The sequence below is a fragment of the Meiothermus luteus genome (genome assembly GCF_003574085.1).
GTDB classification, from domain to species: Bacteria; Deinococcota; Deinococci; order Deinococcales; family Thermaceae; genus Meiothermus; species Meiothermus luteus.
Map to the genome: position 1 here is coordinate 10,900 of NZ_QWKZ01000027.1, position 19,099 is coordinate 29,998.

Consider the following 19,099-nt stretch of genomic DNA (forward strand, 5'->3'; position numbering starts at 1 on the left):
GCTGCCTAGTAGGATAGAGCCATGCCCCTTACCCGGCTTGTGGTGCGGAACTATAAGAGCTTGGGGAAGATTTCTCTAGAGCTTGGGAGCCTCGCGGTCTTTGTGGGCCCTAATGGTTCTGGAAAGAGTAATGTGCTGGACGCTCTGCGCTTTGTTTCGGATGCCTTGAGCATCAACCTTGACTACGCTATACGCGAGCGTGGGGGCATAAACGAGGTTCGCAGACGCTCGAGCGGTCGGCCCAACAACTTTCGAATCGAGCTTCACCTTGCACTAGAGCGCTGGCATGCCCAATACGCCTTCGATATCGAAGCCGTTCGAGGCTACGACTATCAGATAGCGCGCGAGGAAGTCCGGGTATCGTCGGTGGAGCCGGTTGATACGAAGGAACACTTTTTTGTTGTCGAAAGAGGCTTCCTCAAATCATCTTCACCTAAACTCAGCGCGGCTAGCAGCCCGCAAGACCTGTACCTGAGGGCGGTTTCGGCAGAAGAGGGGTTCAAAGAGGTGTTCGAGTACCTGACCCGAATGACTGTGTATAACCCCAACCCTGCTACCATCCGCAACCTACAAGACCCCGATGCCTACCCGATCTTGCGCAGGGACGGCAGCAACCTACCGGGCATCCTGCGTCAGATGCGTGCGACGCCTGAGCGCTTGGAACGGGTGCAGGAGTTTCTCTCCAAGATTGTTCCTGGTGTAATGAAGGTGGAGCCGGTGGTGCTGGGCCCCAAGGAAACCCTGCATTTTTTCCAGCGGATGGACAACAAAAATGACTGGCGCTTTTATGCCAGTTCGATGTCGGATGGTACGCTACGGGCGTTGGCGGTGCTGGTAGCCGCCTTCCAGACTTCGGTCACGCTGGCGGGGGTCGAGGAGCCAGAGGTAGCCCTTCACCCGGGCAGCACCTTCGTGCTGGCCGATGCGCTGATTGAGGCCAGCGACAGCCGGCAAATATTACTGACCACCCATAGTCCGGATTTGCTAGATCACGAGGATATTCCGCCTCAGTCGCTCTTTGTGGTTGGCATGGAACGCGGTGTGACTGAGGTTCAACCCATCCCAGAAGCGCAGAAGCAGCTTATCAAGGAAAAGCTGTTTACAGCCGGAGAACTGTTGCGGCAGCGTCAGCTCGAGCGGCCCGCAGCATTTCAAGATGCCCTCCTATGAGAGTTGTGCCCATTGTAGAAGGACATGGTGATGTGGAGGCACTACCAGTGCTTATTCGTGGCTACTTTTCCAAACTGGACGTATTGAGACCGCTCAGGGTTTCGCGTAACCGCTTCATAAAAAGTCCAGACGAGCAGGGTCGTTACCTCGAGCTGGCGCGGAGGAATTTGGGAGGCGTGGGCGCGGTTCTCGTTTTGCTGGACGCCGACGACGACTGCCCGGCACAACTGGCGCCGTCGTTGGTGCAGGGTCTCTCTAAATCTGGCCTTGATTGTTTTGTGGTGTTGGCAAAGTGTGAGTTCGAGACCTGGTTTTTGGCGGCTGCGGATTGCCTGGGATTGGGTGGATTACCAGCAGATTTGGAGGAGATTCGCGGAGCTAAGGAAGAGGTGAAGCGCCGTTTGGGAAAGTACTCGGAAACTGTAGATCAGGCTAAGCTAGCGGGAAAGTTAGTCAAAAACTGCGATCCTGGGGTGCTCCGGGGGCGCTCGGCTTCGTTTGATAAGCTCTGGCGTGAGCTGGAGAAAATTGCCAGACTTGCAGATGCTTAGCGTTCAGCTCACCGACGAACAGCAAGCCATCGTAGCCCACAACGAAGGGCCCGCGCTGGTGTTCGCGGTGGCCGGGGCGGGCAAGACCACCGCGCTGGTGCACCGCCTGGAGCGCCTGGTGCGCGAGCGGGTCTTTGAGCCGCGCAAGATGCTGGCCACCTCTTTTAGCCGCATGGCGGTAGACGACCTGAGGCGCGCCCTGGCCCGCTGGCCCCACACCCAGGGGGTGCGGGTCTCCACCCTGCACGCGCTGGGCTACCGCATCGTGCGCAAGGCCGCCTCGGAGGGGCTTTTGAAGCTGGCCGAGGTCAAGGAGGAGGGCGCGGAGCAAGCCCTTTTGCAGCGAGTCCTGCGGCGGGCCCGCGAGCTGAAGGTGCCTTGGGTAGCGGAACTGGAAAACCTCGAGCCCGAAGACTTCCTGAGCTATGTGGGGGCCTGCAAAGGCAACCTGCGGTACGCCAACCTGGAGGAGGCCGCGCTGCCCTCCCAGGCCCTCAAGGTGGCCGCGCAGGCCGAAGCACCCAAGGGGCTCGAGTGGTACCTCGAGCTGTACCGGCTTTTCGAGCAGGTGCGGCGCGAGGAAGGCCTCCTCACCTTCGACGACATGCCGATGCAGGGCTGGGAGGTGCTGGTGCGCTACCCGGACATCCTGCAGGTTGTACAAAAAGCCTTCCAGGCCGTGCTGGTGGACGAGTTCCAGGACGTGAACCTGGCCCAGTCGGAGCTGCTCGACCTGGTGACCGCCCCCCACCGCAACTACATGGCGGTGGGCGACGACGACCAGACCATCTACGAGTGGCGGGGGGCCAGCCCGCGCTTCATCCTCGAGTTTGAGCGGCGCTACCAGGCCCGCAAATACCTGATCCGCGACACCTTCCGCTGCCCGGCCCCGCAAGTGGCCTTAGCCGGGCGGGTGATTGCGCAGAACCAGCAGCGCGAGCCCAAGCGCCTGAGCCTGACCAAAGGCTTTGCGGGCCGGGTGTACGTGCGCCTGGAGCCCCACCCGCCCGCCCAGGCGCAAAGCCTGGCGAGCGATATCGCCGGGCTTTTGGCCCAGGGCCATCGCCCTTCTGAGATGGTGGTGCTGGTGCGGCTTTATGCCCAGACCCCCTACCTCGAGCAGGCCCTGATCGAGCGGCAGATTCCCTACCAGGTAGTGGGCAGCACCCCCTTTTACCAACGCCCGGAGATCCAGGGGCTCCTGGCCTACTTGTACCTGGCGCAGCCGGGCCGTCTGGAAGGGGATTCCAAACGCTTCTGGCTGCAAATCTACAACACCCCCAAGCGCTACCTGAGCCGCGCGTTGGCTGATGCGGTCTGGTGGCGGGTGGAGCAGGGAGCCTCGCTTCTGGATGCGCTCAGGGCGGAGGCCGCCGGGGCAGAGGAGCGGGTGGCCAAGCGTCTGATTGAGCTGGCCGATTTGTTTGAATGGCTGGGCGGGATGCTGGAACGGGCCTCGGCCCATGCGCTGCTGGAGGCGCTCGAGGCCCGCCTTGACTACCGCCGTCACCTGCTGCGCTCCTCGGGCTTCTACGAGGTGGGGGCGGGCAGGGCCGAGGGGGTGCGGGCTTTTTTGGAGTACGCCCGTGACAAGGGCAGCGTGGCCGACCTGCTGCGGCACATTGGGCTTCTGGCCCAGGAGCACCTGGGCGACCCCGCCCAGGATCCCCGCGAGCGGGTTAGCCTGATGACCATCTTTCGGGCCAAGGGCCTCGAGTGGCCCCTGGTCTTTATCCCCGACTGCAACCAGGGCACCCTGCCCTATAGCGGCTCGGAGAACCTCGAGGAAGAGCGCCGCCTATTCTACGTGGCCCTGACCCGTAGCTCGGCCTATACCTACCTGTACGCCCTATCCAGCCTGCCGCTCTCGCCCTTTTTGCAGGAAGCCGAGTACCTAGAGGTGCTGGGGGCGGTGGAGCGGGTGGGCGAGGCCCTGGCCCTCCCGCCCGACCAACTTTCCACCGCCCAGACCCTGGCCCTGGCCCGGGGCGCGCACAAGCTGGGCCTGGAGCGCTACTTGTACCGCTGGTGGAACGCGGCCCAAGCCCCCGAAGTGGCCGCCAAGGTGCTGCGGCTTTTTGCCCGGGCCGAGCAGGCCGGCTGGCTGGAAGCGTTGGGGCTTTCGTCCGAGGCCAGAAGCCTCTGGGAGGCCTTCAATGTGGAGCCGGGCCAGGGGCCAGCGGGCGAGTTTGCCGGCCTCGAGCGCTTCCTCCTCAGGCCATCTTCTCCCTCCAAACCGCCCGTGTTTATGCCCGGTCAGAAGGTGAGGCACCTTCAGTTTGGTCCTGGCGTAGTGGTGGATTTAGAGGATGGGGTGGCCACCGTGGAGTTTGCGGACGGGGTACGCAGGCTGGCGCTGCGCTACGCGAGGCTCGAGGTGCTCTAGCCCTCCGGTGGTCCTGCGGCCAGGGCGGCCAGGCCCCTTACGCGAAGGACTTTGGACACTCAGGCCCGGGCCGGGTGGAGGCCCGCGCCACTAGGGTTGGCTCAAAGCGTTGGGTTCTGGGGGTGCCCCTGTAGCCTCGGATGCGCTCCATCAGCAGTCGGGCGGCGGCAGCTCCCATGGCCTCAATAGGCTGAGCCAGGGTAGAAAGACCCCGCGTTTCTGTCCAGGGGTGGCCATCAAAACCCAGCAGGCGAACCTCTTCGCCAGGCCTCAGGCCCTGCCGCTCGGCCTCCTCCAGCACGCCTAGAGCCAGCAGGTCGGCGCCGGCAAAGATGTTGTAGGGAGGGGGGGCCAGGCGCATGAAGTACTGAAGGGCCAGCCGCCCACCGTCCGCGGAGAAGCGCGAGGCGAAGACATGGTCCTCGGGCAAGGAGCGGCCGGCCTCCCTCAAGCCTTCGCGAAAGCCGGCCACCCGTTCCCTTCCTACCGTGTTGCGCATGACCTCGTCCAGCTCCTCTTGCATCTGAATGGCGAAGAACTCTCCTGGAAACTGGGCCAGGTGGGCCGCGGCCATGCGCCCCCCTAGGTAGTTGTCCATGTAGGCCGAGTCGTAGTGGGGGCTGTAGGCGTCCACCAGCACCACAGGGCGTTCGGTGGGGAATTTTTGGTTGGGCAGAAGGTAGGCTAGACCTTGGGAGGCCACCAAAAGCCCGTCGGTTTGATAGGCCAAAGAGCGGTTTTCCAAGTAGCGACGCAGACGAGTGGGCGAAAAGATGGGAAAAAGGGCGATTTCATAGCGCTCCTCGCTCAGAACCTGCTCTATGCCTTCCAGCAATCGGCTGTAGAACTCGGTAGAGATGACCGGGAGTATCACCGAGACCGTATAGCTGCGTCCACCGGCCACCCGCCGGGCGTGGGGGTTGGGGCTGTAGCCCAGGTCGGCCATCACCGAGAGGACCCGGTTGCGGGTTTCCGGGCGCACTGAAGGGTGGTTGTTGAGTACGCGGCTTACTGTTCCGATGCCTACTTGGGCGAGGTGGGCGACTTCGTGGATGGTGGGTTTGCGCTTAGCCACAGGAGGATTCCTTCCCGCAAAGGGAGTGTTTTGCTAAAGTCTAGCACACCGTTTCTGAGAGAGGGACAGGCGGGACGCCGGTGTTACTTGGCGTGGGGCTTCCGGAGGAATAGGGCGATGAAGAGGGGGTTGGTTGGGCTTTGTGGCGTAACTTGGTTTGGTGGGGGTTCGTTACCTGACTGGGGCATGTGAATAACGCCGGGGTTGGCCGTCGGCTCAGTTAAACTCTTGTGAGGACAGCGCAGAGAGGAGGCGGCCTTGCGTGTGGCGTTGACAAGCTGGTTGGCTGGGCGGCGGCTCGAGGTTGTGGGCGGCCTTTTGGTGCTGGGGGGGTATGGCTTGCTCTTTTCCGGCTTGTATTCCTCCTGGGGGGCCCATCTGCTGACCCTGCCTGGGCTGGCCCTCCTGGGCTGGAGCCTGGGCCTGGGGGGAGCGGCGTTGCTGGGCTTGCTGAACGTTCCCTTGCAGGTGGTTTTGCCCAACCTGGACCAAGCGGCGTGGGACGCAGGGCTTTATAGGGCGGTTTACCTTCTGGCAGGGGCTGGCCTGCTGACCAGCTTGGCGGGGGGTCTGGCCCGCCACTATTACGACCGGCGGCTGATGGACGAAGGGGCAACCGACCCCGAGCCGCGCCCTGACCGAAACACCGAGCTAACCCTTTTCTCTCGGATGCACGATGGACTGGCTCAAGACCTCGAGCCCCTGGCCCTGGTGCAGGCGGTGGTGAACACGCTGCACGAGTACCCTCGCTTCGCAAGCGTGGGGGTTTACCAATCCGAAGGCCCGGCCCTCCGGCTGGTCTATGCCCAAGGCAGGCAGACCCTACCCACCTACCTTGATGCCGATCATGAAATTGTCCTGCGCGCGGCCCACAAGGCCGAGATGGTGGTGACCCGTTCCCCTGGTCGCAGCCAGGCACTGTTGTTGGGGGAACGCGGTTGGGTGGCGCTGCCCCTGGTGGTTCGGGGCCGGGTGGAGGGGGTGCTGGTGGCGCTTGGCCTGGGCGAGGTGCACCCCCGCGACGTGCGCTTCTTGGAGGGGGTGGCTGGGCAGCTCAGCCTGGCGCTGGACCGGGCCCAGGCCTACGAGGCCCTGCGGGAGCAGGAGGCGCTGTACCGCACCTTGCTGGAAACCCTGCCCGATGGGGTAGCCCTGCTGGATGGTTCTACCCTGCTCTACTTGAACCCTGCGGGCCTGCGCGGCTTGGGCTACACGCGCTTGGAGGAGGTGGTGGGCAAGCCTCTGGCCCACTTTGTTCACCCCGACCATCTGCCTAGGGTGGCGGAGCGGATCCAGCGTATCCTTGCGGGGCAGGGCGACCAGCTCGAGGAAATTCGCCTGATTGCGGGGGATGGTCGGGCGCTCGAGGTGGAAGCCTTGGGGGCCTTGGTGCAGTTTGAGGGCCATAAGCGGGTGATGATCTCAATCCGCGATATAGCCGAGCGGAAGCGCCAACAAGCCCGCATTGAGTACCTGGCCTACCACGACCCCCTCACCGATTTACCCAATCGGCGTAAACTCTGGGCTGAGGCCGAGAGAATTTTTGTTCCCGACCGGCGGAAGCGCGGAACCCCGGCCCTCATCTACCTGGACTTGGACAACTTTAAAGTCGTGAACGACACCCTGGGACACTCGGCGGGGGACGAGCTTTTGCGGCAACTAGCCCGGCGAATCCGCGAAGTGTTGAGGCAGGATGACCTGCTGGTGCGGATGGGGGGGGACGAGTTCGCGGTCCTGCTTCCCTCCGCGGATCGGGATTCCGCCCTGGCGGCGGCCCAGCGGATTAGGAAGGTCTTTGAGCAGCCTTTTGCTCTGGGGGACCAGCTCATCTACGCCCAGCCCAGCATGGGGCTGGCCCTCTACCCCGAGCACGGCGAGACCCTGGATGCCCTAGCCCGGGCCGCCGATGTGGCCATGTACCAGGCCAAACAGGCCCGGATGGGCATTGCCATCTATGACCCGAGTCAGGATATGAACTCTTTGGAGCGTTTGGAAACCATTCAGGAACTGCGGAGGGCCATCCAGGAGGGTCGGTTCTTAATCCAGTACCAGCCTATCCTGGACATTCAAAGCCGCACGGTGAGCAAATGGGAGGCCCTGGTGCGCTGGGAGCACCCCACCCGTGGCCTTTTGCACCCCGGGGAGTTCGTTCCCCTGGCTGAGGAGGCGGGGTTGGTAGGGGAGCTTGACCTGGCGGTGCTGAAGCAGGCTGTGCAGCACCAGAAGCACCTGGGGGGGGAGCTGGCCATCAACTTCTCAGCCTTCACCCTGGCACACCCTCACTGGGTCCGCGAGGTGGTGCGTGCGCTGGTAGAGGAGAACCTGCAGCCGGGGTTTTTGTGGCTCGAGATAACCGAGTCGGCTTTGCTGCCCGAACGCCAGAAGTGGCTGGGGGGCTTGGTGGCCCTGCGCGGTTTGGGCATTCAGGTGGCCCTGGACGACTTCGGGATGGGCTACTCCTCGCTGGCCCACCTAAAGCAGGTGCCGGTAGACCTCATCAAGATTGACCGGAGCTTTGTGGAGGGGATCGGTCGCGACCCGATTTCGGAGGAGATTTTGAGGGCCGTGCTCCAGCTGGCCCGGGCCTTTGGCCTGAGGACCCTGGCCGAAGGGGTGGAGAACGAGGGCCAGCTGGACTGGCTAACCCGCCACGGGTGCCACTACGCCCAGGGTTACCACATCGGTCCTCCGATGTCGCTCCAGGAGGCCACCGGGATGCGCCGCCTGGCCTAGGTCCTTGCCTTGGAAGCAGGCCTCCCTTTTTGGGGTCTTGCATATTTTATCGCTTAGCTGTATAAGTTTTACATGCAGGCGGCGGGTCTAGTGTCTTGACACAAAGAGGGCAGAATTTTATATTCCCTTTAGTCAAAATCCTTATCGCTCAAGGTTAAGTCCGCTCCGGCGAGGGCGCGAACCTTCTTAGTGGAGTTCACCAAGAAGGTTTTTTCGCTTTTTTGGTAATGCGAATAGGTGCGGTTAGCGAAAGGAGGAAGTGTGCAGCAGGTTATAAAGCCCGAGGAAGTGCTAAAAGAGTACCACCCGCCCCTCACCGACCACGAAGCCCTCGTCGAGGCCCATCGGTGCCTTTACTGCTACGACGCGCCCTGCACCCACGCCTGCCCTACCCATATTGACATCCCCAAGTTCATCAAAAAAATCGCCAGCGGCAACCTGGTGGGCTCGGCCCGCACGATTTTGGAGGCCAACCTGATGGGGGCTACCTGTGCGCGGGTCTGCCCGGTGGAGGAGCTCTGCGAGGGGGCTTGTGTCCTGAATGCCGAGGAAAAGCCCATCATGATCGGGCGCTTGCAGCGCTATGCCACCGACTACGTCTATGAGCGGGGCATCGATGTATTCAAGCCAGGTCCGCCCACAGGAAAGCGGGTGGCGGTGATTGGGGCTGGGCCTGCGGGCCTGACCTGCGCGGGGGAGCTGGCCAAGCTGGGCTACAGCGTGACCGTATTCGAGAAGCGCGAGTTGGCTGGTGGGCTTTCCACCTACGGTATCATTGTGCTACGGGAGCCGGTGGAGGTGGCCCTGGCCGAGGTGGAGATGGTCAAGCGGCTGGGGGTGGAGGTCAAGACCGGAATGGAGCTGGGCCGCAACCTTTCTTGGGAGGAGGTGCGGGCCGGCTACGACGCGGTCTTCTTAGGCGTGGGCCTGGGGGCGGTGCCGAAGCTCGGCATTCCCGGAGAGGAGCAGGTGGTGGACGGCCTGAGCTACATCGAGGCCTCCAAGATGAACCCGGCCGGGCTAAAGGTGGGCCGGCAGGTGGTGGTGATAGGGGCCGGCAACACCGCGGTAGACTGCGCCACCATCGCCAAGCGGCTGGGGGCCGAGCGGGTGACCATGGTCTACCGCCGCAGCGAGCGGGAGATGACCGCTTACCCGCACGAGTACGAGTTTGCCAAGAAGGAGGGCATTGAGTTCCGCTTCCTCACCCAGCCGGTGGAGGTGTTGCTCGAGGGGGGGCAGGTGGTGGGCCTCAAGTGCGTGCGGATGCGCCTGGGTGCCCCCGACGCCTCGGGCCGGCCCGCCCCGGAGCCGGTGCCGGGTTCGGAGTTCGTGCTTCCCTGCGACCAGGTGGTCAAGGCCATTGGGCAGGAGAAGCCCTGGCTGGCCCAGATGCTGGGCCTCGAGACTGAAAAGGGCTTCATCAAGGTGAACCAAGACTACGAGACCAGCCTGCCGGGGGTGTATGCCGGGGGTGACTGCATCCGGGCCAGGGGCTCGGCCTCTACCGTGATGGCGGTGCAGGATGGCAAGCTGGCGGCTTTCGCGATTCATAGGCGGCTCACGCAAAGCCTGGGTATGGCGGCGGACTAGAAAGGAGAGAAAAGATGGCCGATTTGTCCATTAATTTCGCCGGAATAAGGTCCCCCAACCCCTTCTGGTTGGCCTCGGCCCCACCCACCAACTCCGGGGCTCAGGTGCACCGCGCTTTTGAAGCGGGCTGGGGTGGGGCGGTCTGGAAGACCATCGGGGCGCCGGTTTTGAACGTTTCCAACCGCTACGGGGCCTGGCACTATGGCGGCCAGAGGATGCTGGCCATCAACAACGTGGAGCTGATCTCGGACCGGTCCTTGGAGGTCAACCTGAGGGAAATCCGCGACGTCAAGCGGCACTGGCCCGACCGGGCAGTCATCGTTTCAGCCATGGTGGAGTCCAAGCCCGAGGCCTGGCGGGAGATCGTGCTCAAAATTGAGGACACCGGGGCCGACGGGATTGAGCTTAACTACGGCTGCCCGCACGGCATGAGTGAGCGGGGCATGGGTTCGGCGGTGGGCCAGGTGCCCGAGTACTGCCAGCAAATCACGAGCTGGGTGACCGAGGTGGCCCGGATTCCGGTCATCGTGAAGCTGACCCCCAACGTGGCCTCGGTGGTGCCGCCGGCTCGAGCCGCCCTGGCCGCGGGGGCCCATGGCCTTTCCCTCATCAACACCATCAACTCCATCATCGGGGTTGACCTGGATACCTTTGAGCTAATCCCCAACATCGGTGGTAAAGGGGGGCACGGAGGCTATGCCGGGCCTGCGGTCAAGCCCATCGCCCTGAACCTGCTTTCTTCGCTGGGGGTGGACGAGGTGGTGCGGAAGTCGGGGGTGCCCATCTCGGGCATGGGGGGCATTACCACCTGGAGGGACGCTGCCGAGTTCCTGCTCCTGGGGGCTACCAGCCTGCAGGTCTGTACCGCGGTGATGCACTACGGCTTCCGCATCATTGAGGACTTGGTGGACGGTCTGAACGCCTGGATGGACGCCAAGGGCTTCAAGACCATTGCCGAGGTGGTGGGCAAAAGCCTCCCCCGCATCTCCGACTTCAACGACTTTGACCTCTCCTTCCGTGCGGTGGCCCGCATCAACCCCGAAAAGTGCATCCGCTGCAACCTTTGCTATGTGGCCTGCAACGATACCGCCCACCAGTGCATTGACCTGGTAGACGCCCAGGGCAATGTGGTGCCACCCTTCCGCTACGACGTCCACTCCAACGGCAAGCGCGAAGCGTTGAGCACCCGGCCCCAGCCCAGGGTGCGTGAGGAAGACTGTGTGGGCTGCCGGCTGTGCCACAACGTCTGCCCGGTGGAGGGCTGCATTGAGATGGTGGAGGTGCCTTCGGGACGGCCTCCGGTGACCTGGCGGGAGCTGATGCAGACCCGGCCGGAAGTCACCGAGGACTGGTCGGCCATGGAGCGCTACCGCAAGGAGGTGGGCATTGAGATTCACTAGTTTCGCAGGGGGGGCGGGTTATGTATATTTATTACTTTTTTGAGGGTGCTGCACAGCCAGGGAGGAAGGCGCGATGGGACTGCTGATTAAAAACGGCGAAATCATCACCGCAGACGCCAGGTACAAGGCGGACATCTACGCCGAGGGGGAGACCATCACCCGCATCGGGCAGAACCTCGAGGCTCCCCCGGGAACCGAGGTGATTGACGCCACGGGCAAGTACGTCTTTCCGGGCTTCATAGACCCCCACGTGCACATCTACTTACCCTTCATGGCCACTTTCGCCAAGGATACCCACGAAACCGGCTCCAAGGCGGCCCTGATGGGTGGCACCACCACCTACATTGAGATGTGCTGCCCGAGCCGAAACGATGATGCCCTTGAGGGCTACCAGCTTTGGAAGAGCAAGGCCGAGGGGAACAGCTACTGCGACTACACCTTCCACATGGCCGTCTCCAAGTTTGACCCCAAAACCGAAGGGGAGCTGCGGGAGATTGTGGCCGACGGCATTAACTCCTTCAAGATTTTCCTCTCCTACAAGAACTTCTTCGGCGTGGACGATGGTGAGATGTACGAGACCCTGCGGCTGGCCAAGGAGCTGGGGGTGATCGTGACCGCCCACTGCGAGAACGCCGAGCTGGTAGGGCGGTTGCAGCAGAAGCTCTTGTCCGAGGGGAAGACTGGCCCCGAGTGGCACGAGCCCAGCCGCCCCGAGTCGGTGGAGGCCGAGGGCACCGCCCGCTTTGCTACCTTTTTGGAGAACACCGGAGCCACCGGCTACGTGGTGCACCTCTCCTGCAAACCTGCCCTGGACGCGGCCTTGAGCGCCAAGTCGCGGGGCGTACCCCTCTACATCGAGTCGGTGATTCCCCACTTCCTCCTGGACAAGACCTACGCCGAGCGGGGCGGGGTGGAGGCCATGAAGTACATCATGTCGCCGCCCCTGCGGGACAAGCGCAACCAGAAGGCCCTTTGGGATGCCTTAGCCCAGGGCTTCATTGACACCGTGGGCACCGACCACTGCCCCTTCGACACCGAGCAGAAGCTCCTAGGCAAGGACGCCTTCACCGCCATCCCCAACGGTATTCCGGCGATTGAGGACCGGGTGAACCTGCTCTACACCTACGGGGTGAGCCGGGGTAACCTGGACATCCACCGCTTTGTGGACGCGGCCAGCACCAAGCCTGCCAAGCTCTTTGGTCTATTTCCTCGCAAGGGCGCCATCGCGGTGGGGAGCGACGCTGACCTGGTGGTCTACGACCCCCAGTACCGGGGGACCATCTCGGTCAAGACCCAGCACGTGAACAACGACTACAACGCCTTTGAAGGGTTTGAGATTGATGGCCGGCCGGTGGCGGTTACGGTGCGGGGCCGGGTGATGGTGCGCGACGGGCAGTTTGTGGGGGAGAAGGGTTGGGGGCGCTTCCTCAAGCGGGAGCCGATGTACTTTGGCTGAGCCGAGGCTTAGGGGGCTCGAGGTCGCGAGGAAAAGGTTATGGTAGGTGGCATGGCGCAGGCGAATCCGGCTTCTTCTCCTGGGACGGGGCAGGTTTCCTCCCCTGTTGTTTCGGTCCAGAACGTCTCCATGGTGTTCCCAAACGGAACCGTGGCGCTGAAGGAGGCCAACCTCGAGGTTGCCCCAGGCGAGTTCATAAGCCTTATCGGCCCTTCAGGCTGTGGTAAGACCACCTTGTTGCGCCTCTTGGCGGACCTTATCCAGCCCACCTCGGGTCAGATTCGCATCGGCGGCAAAAGCCCGGAAGAAGCTCGGAAAAGCCGGGCTTATGGTTACGTTTTCCAGGCCCCTACCCTGATGGAGTGGCGCACGGTTCTTGCCAACGTGATGCTGCCCCTGGAAATCATGGGTTTTCCCGGCCCGGAGCGTAGGGCGCGAGCCGAAAAAATGCTGGCCTTAGTGGGCTTGGAGAAGTTTGCCCGACACTACCCTTGGCAGCTTTCGGGGGGGATGCAGCAGCGGGTCTCCATTGCCCGCGCGCTGGCCTTTGACCCGCAGCTTTTGTTCATGGACGAGCCCTTTGGGGCCTTGGACGAGATCACCCGGGAGAACCTGAACCTGGAGCTGCTTCGGCTCTGGCGGGAGACCGGCAAAACCATTGTTTTTGTAACCCACTCCATTCCCGAAGCGGTCTTTCTTTCCACCCGCATCGTGGTCATGACCCCGCGCCCTGGCAAGATTGAGACCGTGATTCCGGTAGACCTGCCTCAGCCCCGCACCTTTGAGACCCGCGAAACCACCCGCTTTTTTGAGCTGGCCACGGCGGTGCGGGAGGCCCTACGCAAGGGGCATGGGTATGAGGTGGCCGAGTGATGCGGATTTCACCCAACTTGTTGCCGATGCTGGTGGTGGCCCTGGTGGTGCTGGCCCTGTACTGGCCCATCATGTACCTGGTCAACATTCCGGTAGCCCAGCGGGCTTTGGATACCGGGGCAGCCCTGCCGTGCCAGACGGCCTTTGAGTGCGCCAGCCAGCTTCGCAGCCCGGTTCTGCCCTCCCCCCAGCAGCTTTGGGGCGGCTTCGTGAGCCTGATGTTTCCCTTGGACTCGCCAAACGCCATTCCCCTCAACGCGGCGGTGACCGCCTTAGAGACCCTGGTGGGCCTGCTGCTGGCTACGCTGGTGGGGCTTTTCTTTGCGGTGGGGATAGTAGCTTCCCGGGCTTTTGAGCGGGCCCTTTTGCCCTGGATTGTGGCCTCTCAGACGGTCCCCATCATCGCCATTGCCCCTATGCTGGTGGTGGTCCTCGGTCAGTATGGTGTGCAAGGCTGGATTCCAAAGGCCATCATCGCAGCCTACATTGCTTTTTTCCCCATCACCATCGGCATAGCTAAGGGTTTGCAAAGCCCTGACCCGTTGGCCCTTGACCTGATGAAGACCTACAATGCGGGGAGCTGGCAGACCTACCTTAAGCTGCGCTTTCCCGCCTCGGTGCCCTACCTGTTCACCGCCTTCAAGGTGGCCATGACCGCAGCCCTCATCGGGGCGATTGTGGCTGAGATTTCCACCATCAGCTTTCAGGGCATCGGCAAGATGCTGGCCGAGAACTCCCGCGCCTCGGACGTGGTGGCGATGTGGGTGATTATGTTGGCCTCAGCTGCCTTGGGCATCTTCTTGGTAGCGATGGTGGGTTGGCTCGAGCGTCTCCTTACCCCCTGGCGGCGCGCCCAGGTTGCCCCCAGGCCGAAGGCCCGGGTGGCCGGACGGGAGGTGGGCGCGTGAAGGGGTGGAGCCTTCTGGTCATGGGCTTTGCCCTACAGATTGCCTTTATCGTGCGCTGGTGGAAGGAGGTTGAGGTAGCCCCCTTGGGCCTCCGCCTTCTCATTGCTTTGGGGGTGCTTCTCCTGGGGGTGGGGTTGGCTCGAGTGGCCGCTCAGTTCGCCCATGCCCGCAACCCCTTGCTGGGCTTTACCCCGGCGGCTCTGACCCTGTTGGCCCTGTTGGTTACTGCGGAGGCTCTGCTGCGGGCCTACCAGGTGCCCCCAGGGCTGGTCCCCACCCCTACCCGGGTGGTGGCTACCCTGCACGGGGTCCGCGATGTGCTCCTGCAGGACGCCTATCAGACCGTGCTCAAGGAAGCCCTGGTGGGCTACTTGATAGGTTGCAGCCTGGGAGTTTTGACCGCCTTTTTGGTGAGCCGGTACCTGTTTTTGGAACGGGGCTTTCTACCCTACGCCACCCTTTTTAGCAGCATCCCCATTGTGGCCTTAGCCCCGGTGCTGGTCAAGATGGTGGGGATTGACTGGCCCTCCAAGGCGGCCATATGCGCCATTACGGTCTACTTCCCGGTGGTGGTCAATACCTTTCGGGGCCTGACCGAGGTGAGCCCCATGTCGCTTGACCTGATGCGCTCTTACGCCGCCAGCGAGGTGCAGCAGTACCGCTGGTTGAGGCTTCCCAACGCGCTGCCCTTTATTTTCAACGCCCTGAAGCTGGGCACTACCCTAGCCATGATCGGGGCCATTGTGGGCGAGTTTTTTGGGGCCAACGGCCAGGGGCTGGGCTTTCGCATCCAAATTGAGGCCGGCCGGTTTGGCTTTGACATCGTGTGGGCGGCCATTATCGTCGCTTCGGCGGTAGGGATTGCCTGGTACGGCCTGGTGGCCTGGGTGGAGCGGAGGCTCACCGGGTGGCACGTTTCGTTCCGCAACGGCTAGAAGGAGGGACCATGCCCGCGGGTTAGACAAGAGTTTGCGAAGGAAGCCAAGGCTTTAGGTGGTGTCTGGAGGTCTGGCAGAAGGAGGTACCCTATGAAAAAGTGGACGGTCTTTGCAGTGCTGGCGTGCTTTTTGGTGGGCTCGCTGGCAGGCGCCCAGCAGAATCTGATAAAGGTAAATCTACAGCTCAAATGGTTCCCGCAGGCCCAGTTTGCCGGGTTTTTCGTGGCTAAAGAGCGGGGCTTTTATCGGGCTCAGGGGCTGGATGTTACCCTCCTGCCCATCGGGGATCAGTCGCCTATCCAGGTGGTGCAATCCGGGGCCGCCGACTTCGGCACCACCTGGATTGCCGACCTCCTCACCGCAAGGGAGCGGGGCATTCCGGTGGTCCACATCGCCCAGATTTTCCAGCGTTCAGGCTTTACCTTGGTGGCGCTAAAGTCCACCGGAATCAAGGACATTTGCAGGGACATGAAGGGCAAGAGCGTGGGGGTCTGGCCCTCGGGCAACGAGTACCCGGCGGTGGCCCTCTTCCGCAAGTGCGGCCTGACCAGCTCGCTTGACCCTCGCGCCACAAACCCCGACGTTACCGCAGTGACCTATCCCTTTGACCCGGCCTTGGTCTTTCCGGACAAGGTGCAGCTCGTCTCGGCGATGATTTACAACGAGGTGAACCAGATTGCCGGGTTGGGCTACGACGAGAGCAAGGTGGACATTTTCAAGCTGGCGGACCTGGGCATCAACCTGTTGGAAGATTTGCTCTTTACTACTGAGCGGGTACTCAACGACCGCAACTTCAAAGGCTCAGGCCTTACCGGGCGGCAGGTGGCAGCGCGGCTTATAAGGGCTACCCTGCAAGGGTGGAACTGGGCCGTGGCCAACCAGGCCGAAACGGTGGAGAAGTATGTGCTGCCGGTTTGCGGCAACACCTGCAAGGGCTCAGGCACCCGGGCGGACGCCAAGGAGCACCAGACCTGGCAGATGGCTGAGGTTGCCAAGCTCTACAACGCCGGGGCTACCACCAAGGGTTGGGCCGGTTTCTTGGTGCCTGCCGACTACCAGGCTTCGGTGCGGCTGTTGCGGGAACAGGGCATTCTGACCAGAGACCCGCCCGCGGCCACGGTGGACTATGGCCCTTGGGAACTGGCCACCGGTAAGCGGGCTAGGGACTGGAAGTAGGGAAGGGGGCGGTTGCCCGCTTGGTCCGGGTGAAAGGCCAGGCACCTTTGCTTTTCGCTTGGGCCAAGCGGGTAGGTGGAGGGTTGCTGTGCTCAATCCGAAGCGAACGCTGGCCGAGCTGAAGGAGCTGCGTGACCTGACCGCTGACGAGAACGGGGCCTGGCGGGTGGCCTGGACGGACACCTGGCTGAAGGCCCGGGATTGGTTCAACCGGAAGCTGGAGGGCTTGCCCGTAGAGCAGCACTACGACGCCGCGGGCAACAACTGGGTCACCCTAAAGGGCGAGAGCCCAAAAGCCCTGCTGATTGGGGGCCACCTGGACTCGGTGCCGGGTGGGGGCTGGCTGGACGGGTGTTTGAACGTGCTGGCGGGCCTTGAGGTTTTGCGCCGGATCGCCGAGGAGTACCAAGGAAAGCCTCCCGTCACCGTGCGGCTGGTGGACTGGGCCGACGAGGAGGGGGCCCGCTTTGGCCGAAGCCTCTTGGGTTCCTCGGCCTTCTCGGGTACCCTGATGCCCGAAGCCGAAAAAGACCGCACCGACAAGGACGGGATTCGCCTAGAGGACGCGCTTAGGCGCTGCGGGGTGGAGCTTGGCCGGATGCTAGAGGCCCAAAAAGAGCAGGAAAACGCCGCAGCCTACCTCGAGCTGCACATTGAGCAGGGCCCGGTGCTCTTGGACATGGGCCTACCGCTGGGGGTGGTGCTCGGCACCTTTGGGGTGGAACGCCACGCCATCACCTTCCGCGGCCAGGCCGCGCACTCCGGCTCAACCCCCATGCACAAGCGCAAGGACGCCTTCTTGGCTGCGGCCAAGATGGCCCCGGAAATCTACCACATCACCGACCGCAACGGGGGGGTTTGCACCATTGGGAGCTGTGTGACCAAGCCTGGCATCGTGACCAGCGTGGTGGCCGAGTGCACCATTACCCTAGACCAGCGCCACCTGGACGCGCAGGCCCTGGCGCGGCTCAAGTTTGAAGCCGAAAAGGCCAGCCAGCGCTTTGCCCGCGAGGGGGGCTTGCCTGAGCCTGAGTGGCAGACCATTTGGAGGATTGAACCTATCCTCTTCCACCCGGTGCTGATTGAGCTTTGCGACGAGGCCATTCGCGAGGTGGCGGGGGTCTCCCACCGCCTGCCCTCGGGCCCATTGCACGACGCCGCCGAGGTGGCCCGGGCGGGTATCCCCACGGTGATGATGTTTGTGCAGAGCCTGCACGGTATCAGCCACAACAAGATTGAGGACACCAAGGAGGAGCACATTGAGATGTCGGTAAGGGCCCTGGACCGGCTGGCCGACAAGGCCATGCGTTGGATTTTGAGCCGCTAGTAGGCAGCTTGGTTTTCAGTGCTTTGACCTCTTGATGAGCCTACCCACCCTGCGCCAGATTCTGGAGCTTCCTGCCTTTGCAAGCGCAGAGATTTTGTCAGGCCAGACCAAGCTGGACAACTACATTACCTGGGTACACGTGGCCGAGGTGCTGGACGTGGCCCGGCTTTTGTCCGGTGGTGAACTGGTGCTTTGTACCGGCTTAGAGCTCGCTCGGAGCTCGCCTGAGGCCCGTGTAGCCTATGTGCGTTCCCTGGCCGAGGCGGGGGTGGGCGGGCTGGGGCTGGAGCTGGTGCGGTGGTTGCAGGAGGTACCCACTGAGATGCTCCAGACCGCCCGGATGCTGCAGTTTCCCATTTTGGTATTCCGCACCGAGGTGCGCTTTGCCGAGCTGACCCGCGCTGCCCACGAGCGCATTCTTCGCCCAGCTCCCGGCCCAGAAGAGCCGCTGCTAGAGGCGCTGGTGGAAGCTCTCGTGGAGACTGGGCGGGACAAGCGCTTTTTGGATGGGCAGCTTGGCGCAGTTCTGCGCCTTCCCAGTCGGCCAAGGAGCACTCTCCTGGCGACCCTCGAGGCCCTGCTTTCGGCACAGTTCAACATTGCTGAAACCGCCCGCAGGCTGGGGGTTCGGCGGCAGAGCGTTTACTACCGACTGGAGCAGCTAAGGGGAATGCTAGGCGATTTGGAGAGCCTCGAGCGACGCTTTGGCCTTTGGGTGGCTTTGGAGTTGCTCAAGCGTGGGGCTTCTGGCTGATTCACCGGACTCCTGGGTGGAGTTTCCAGCTTGACAGCCTTCCGCCTGTGGTGTAACCTTACGTCTTGGACGAGGTTCTACCCCAAGTCCAAAAGCGCCCCATCGGAATAGCAAGCCGGGCCACCCTAGCTCAACTGGTAGAGCACCCGACTTGTAATCGGAAGGTTGTCGGTTCGATTCCGATGGGTGGCTCCAACAAGGGCAGGTGGCCGAGTGGTTAAAGGCGACAGACTGTAAATCTGTTCTCTTCGGAGTTCGGAGGTTCGAATCCTCCCCTGCCCACCAAGGCGCTCCATGGGCGCGCCAAGGCTGGTAGCGGCAAGCTGCGAGCGGCGCGAGGCGCCCCTGCGGGAATAGCTCAGTTGGTAGAGCATCGGCTTCCCAAGCCGAGGGTCGCGGGTTCGAGTCCCGTTTCCCGCTCCAAGCGCATAGGCGAAGGGCTGGGGCCCTCCCCAGCCACAAGCCTTTTAGGAAGCGCTACAGCGCTCTGCTCGGGTAGCTCAGCTGGTAGAGCACACCCTTGGTAAGGGTGAGGTCGTCGGTTCAAGCCCGATCCCGAGCTCCAAGCCCACACCGCCCGTTCACCGCTGCGGGCGGTGTGTTCCTGAGAGAAAGCGGAAGCCAAAGGAGGCAGTCATGGCCAAGGGCGTGTTTGAGCGTACGAAGCCACACGTGAACGTAGGGACGATTGGGCACGTGGATCACGGGAAGACGACGTTGACGGCGGCGATCACGTATGTAGCGGCGGCGGCGAATCCG

General features: G+C 62.7%; 15 protein-coding genes and 4 tRNA genes. 18 read left to right on the plus strand and 1 reads right to left on the minus strand.

The features are described from left to right. Window positions 1-21 precede the first annotated feature (21 nt). The 3 genes from Mlute_RS05695 to Mlute_RS05705 are packed head-to-tail and all read left to right on the plus strand — an operon-like array spanning window position 22 to window position 4,107. Entirely contained in the window at window positions 22-1,170 is a 1,149-nt protein-coding gene (locus tag Mlute_RS05695; protein WP_119359782.1) for an AAA family ATPase, read from the plus strand. Beyond that, window positions 1,167-1,721: a DUF4276 family protein gene (locus tag Mlute_RS05700; RefSeq protein WP_119359783.1), complete on the plus strand. Its 555-nt coding sequence runs from the start codon at window positions 1,167-1,169 to the stop codon at window positions 1,719-1,721. The genes Mlute_RS05695 and Mlute_RS05700 overlap by 4 nt, the downstream gene beginning before the upstream one ends. Beyond that, window positions 1,714-4,107, plus strand: coding sequence for an ATP-dependent helicase (locus tag Mlute_RS05705; protein WP_119359784.1), 2,394 nt, complete (start codon window positions 1,714-1,716; stop codon window positions 4,105-4,107). Before Mlute_RS05700 ends, Mlute_RS05705 begins: the two co-directional genes overlap by 8 nt. A gap of 37 nt (window positions 4,108-4,144) precedes the next feature. On the opposite strand, the gene Mlute_RS05710 is transcribed toward Mlute_RS05705, so the two are convergent. Further along, window positions 4,145-5,182, minus strand: coding sequence for a LacI family DNA-binding transcriptional regulator (locus tag Mlute_RS05710; RefSeq protein WP_119359785.1), 1,038 nt, complete (start codon window positions 5,180-5,182; stop codon window positions 4,145-4,147). 264 nt (window positions 5,183-5,446) lie between these two features. Between Mlute_RS05710 and Mlute_RS05715 the strand changes: the two genes are divergently transcribed. The 15 genes from Mlute_RS05715 to Mlute_RS16600 form a co-directional block, all read left to right on the plus strand. Next, entirely contained in the window at window positions 5,447-7,915 is a 2,469-nt protein-coding gene (locus Mlute_RS05715) for a putative bifunctional diguanylate cyclase/phosphodiesterase (protein ID WP_245958863.1), read from the plus strand. A 261-nt stretch (window positions 7,916-8,176) separates the two neighbouring features. Continuing rightward, window positions 8,177-9,508 carry an NAD(P)-dependent oxidoreductase gene (locus Mlute_RS05720; RefSeq protein WP_119359787.1) on the plus strand — a complete coding sequence of 444 codons (1,332 nt, stop codon included), beginning with the start codon at window positions 8,177-8,179 and terminating at the stop codon, window positions 9,506-9,508. A gap of 14 nt (window positions 9,509-9,522) precedes the next feature. Continuing rightward, a complete protein-coding gene (gene preA, locus Mlute_RS05725; protein WP_119359788.1) occupies window positions 9,523-10,908 on the plus strand; it encodes an NAD-dependent dihydropyrimidine dehydrogenase subunit PreA in 1,386 nt (461 codons plus the stop codon). 73 nt (window positions 10,909-10,981) lie between these two features. Then, on the plus strand, window positions 10,982-12,364 hold the full coding sequence (gene hydA, locus Mlute_RS05730) for a dihydropyrimidinase (protein WP_119359789.1): 1,383 nt from the start codon (window positions 10,982-10,984) through the stop codon (window positions 12,362-12,364). Window positions 12,365-12,493: 129 nt separating this feature from the next. Beyond that, window positions 12,494-13,237 carry an ABC transporter ATP-binding protein gene (locus Mlute_RS05735; protein WP_245958861.1) on the plus strand — a complete coding sequence of 248 codons (744 nt, stop codon included), beginning with the start codon at window positions 12,494-12,496 and terminating at the stop codon, window positions 13,235-13,237. Further along, on the plus strand, window positions 13,237-14,145 hold the full coding sequence (locus Mlute_RS05740) for an ABC transporter permease (RefSeq protein ID WP_119359791.1): 909 nt from the start codon (window positions 13,237-13,239) through the stop codon (window positions 14,143-14,145). Before Mlute_RS05735 ends, Mlute_RS05740 begins: the two co-directional genes overlap by 1 nt. Continuing rightward, window positions 14,142-15,080 carry an ABC transporter permease gene (locus tag Mlute_RS05745; RefSeq protein ID WP_245958862.1) on the plus strand — a complete coding sequence of 313 codons (939 nt, stop codon included), beginning with the start codon at window positions 14,142-14,144 and terminating at the stop codon, window positions 15,078-15,080. Before Mlute_RS05740 ends, Mlute_RS05745 begins: the two co-directional genes overlap by 4 nt. 93 nt (window positions 15,081-15,173) lie before the next feature. Then, on the plus strand, window positions 15,174-16,259 hold the full coding sequence (locus tag Mlute_RS05750) for an ABC transporter substrate-binding protein (RefSeq protein ID WP_119359792.1): 1,086 nt from the start codon (window positions 15,174-15,176) through the stop codon (window positions 16,257-16,259). A gap of 88 nt (window positions 16,260-16,347) precedes the next feature. After that, a complete protein-coding gene (locus Mlute_RS05755) occupies window positions 16,348-17,586 on the plus strand; it encodes a Zn-dependent hydrolase (RefSeq protein WP_119359793.1) in 1,239 nt (412 codons plus the stop codon). Window positions 17,587-17,620: 34 nt separating this feature from the next. Next, on the plus strand, window positions 17,621-18,340 hold the full coding sequence (locus tag Mlute_RS05760; protein ID WP_119359794.1) for a PucR family transcriptional regulator: 720 nt from the start codon (window positions 17,621-17,623) through the stop codon (window positions 18,338-18,340). 119 nt (window positions 18,341-18,459) lie between these two features. Continuing rightward, window positions 18,460-18,535 (plus strand) — tRNA-Thr (locus Mlute_RS05765). Window positions 18,536-18,539: 4 nt separating this feature from the next. Beyond that, a tRNA-Tyr gene (locus Mlute_RS05770) sits at window positions 18,540-18,625 on the plus strand. Between the two features lie 62 nt (window positions 18,626-18,687). Further along, window positions 18,688-18,763: transfer RNA gene (locus Mlute_RS05775), tRNA-Gly, on the plus strand. A gap of 66 nt (window positions 18,764-18,829) precedes the next feature. After that, a tRNA-Thr gene (locus tag Mlute_RS05780) sits at window positions 18,830-18,905 on the plus strand. Between the two features lie 71 nt (window positions 18,906-18,976). Beyond that, on the plus strand, window positions 18,977-19,099 hold a 123-nt coding region (locus Mlute_RS16600), incomplete at its 3' end, for a GTP-binding protein (protein WP_245958995.1).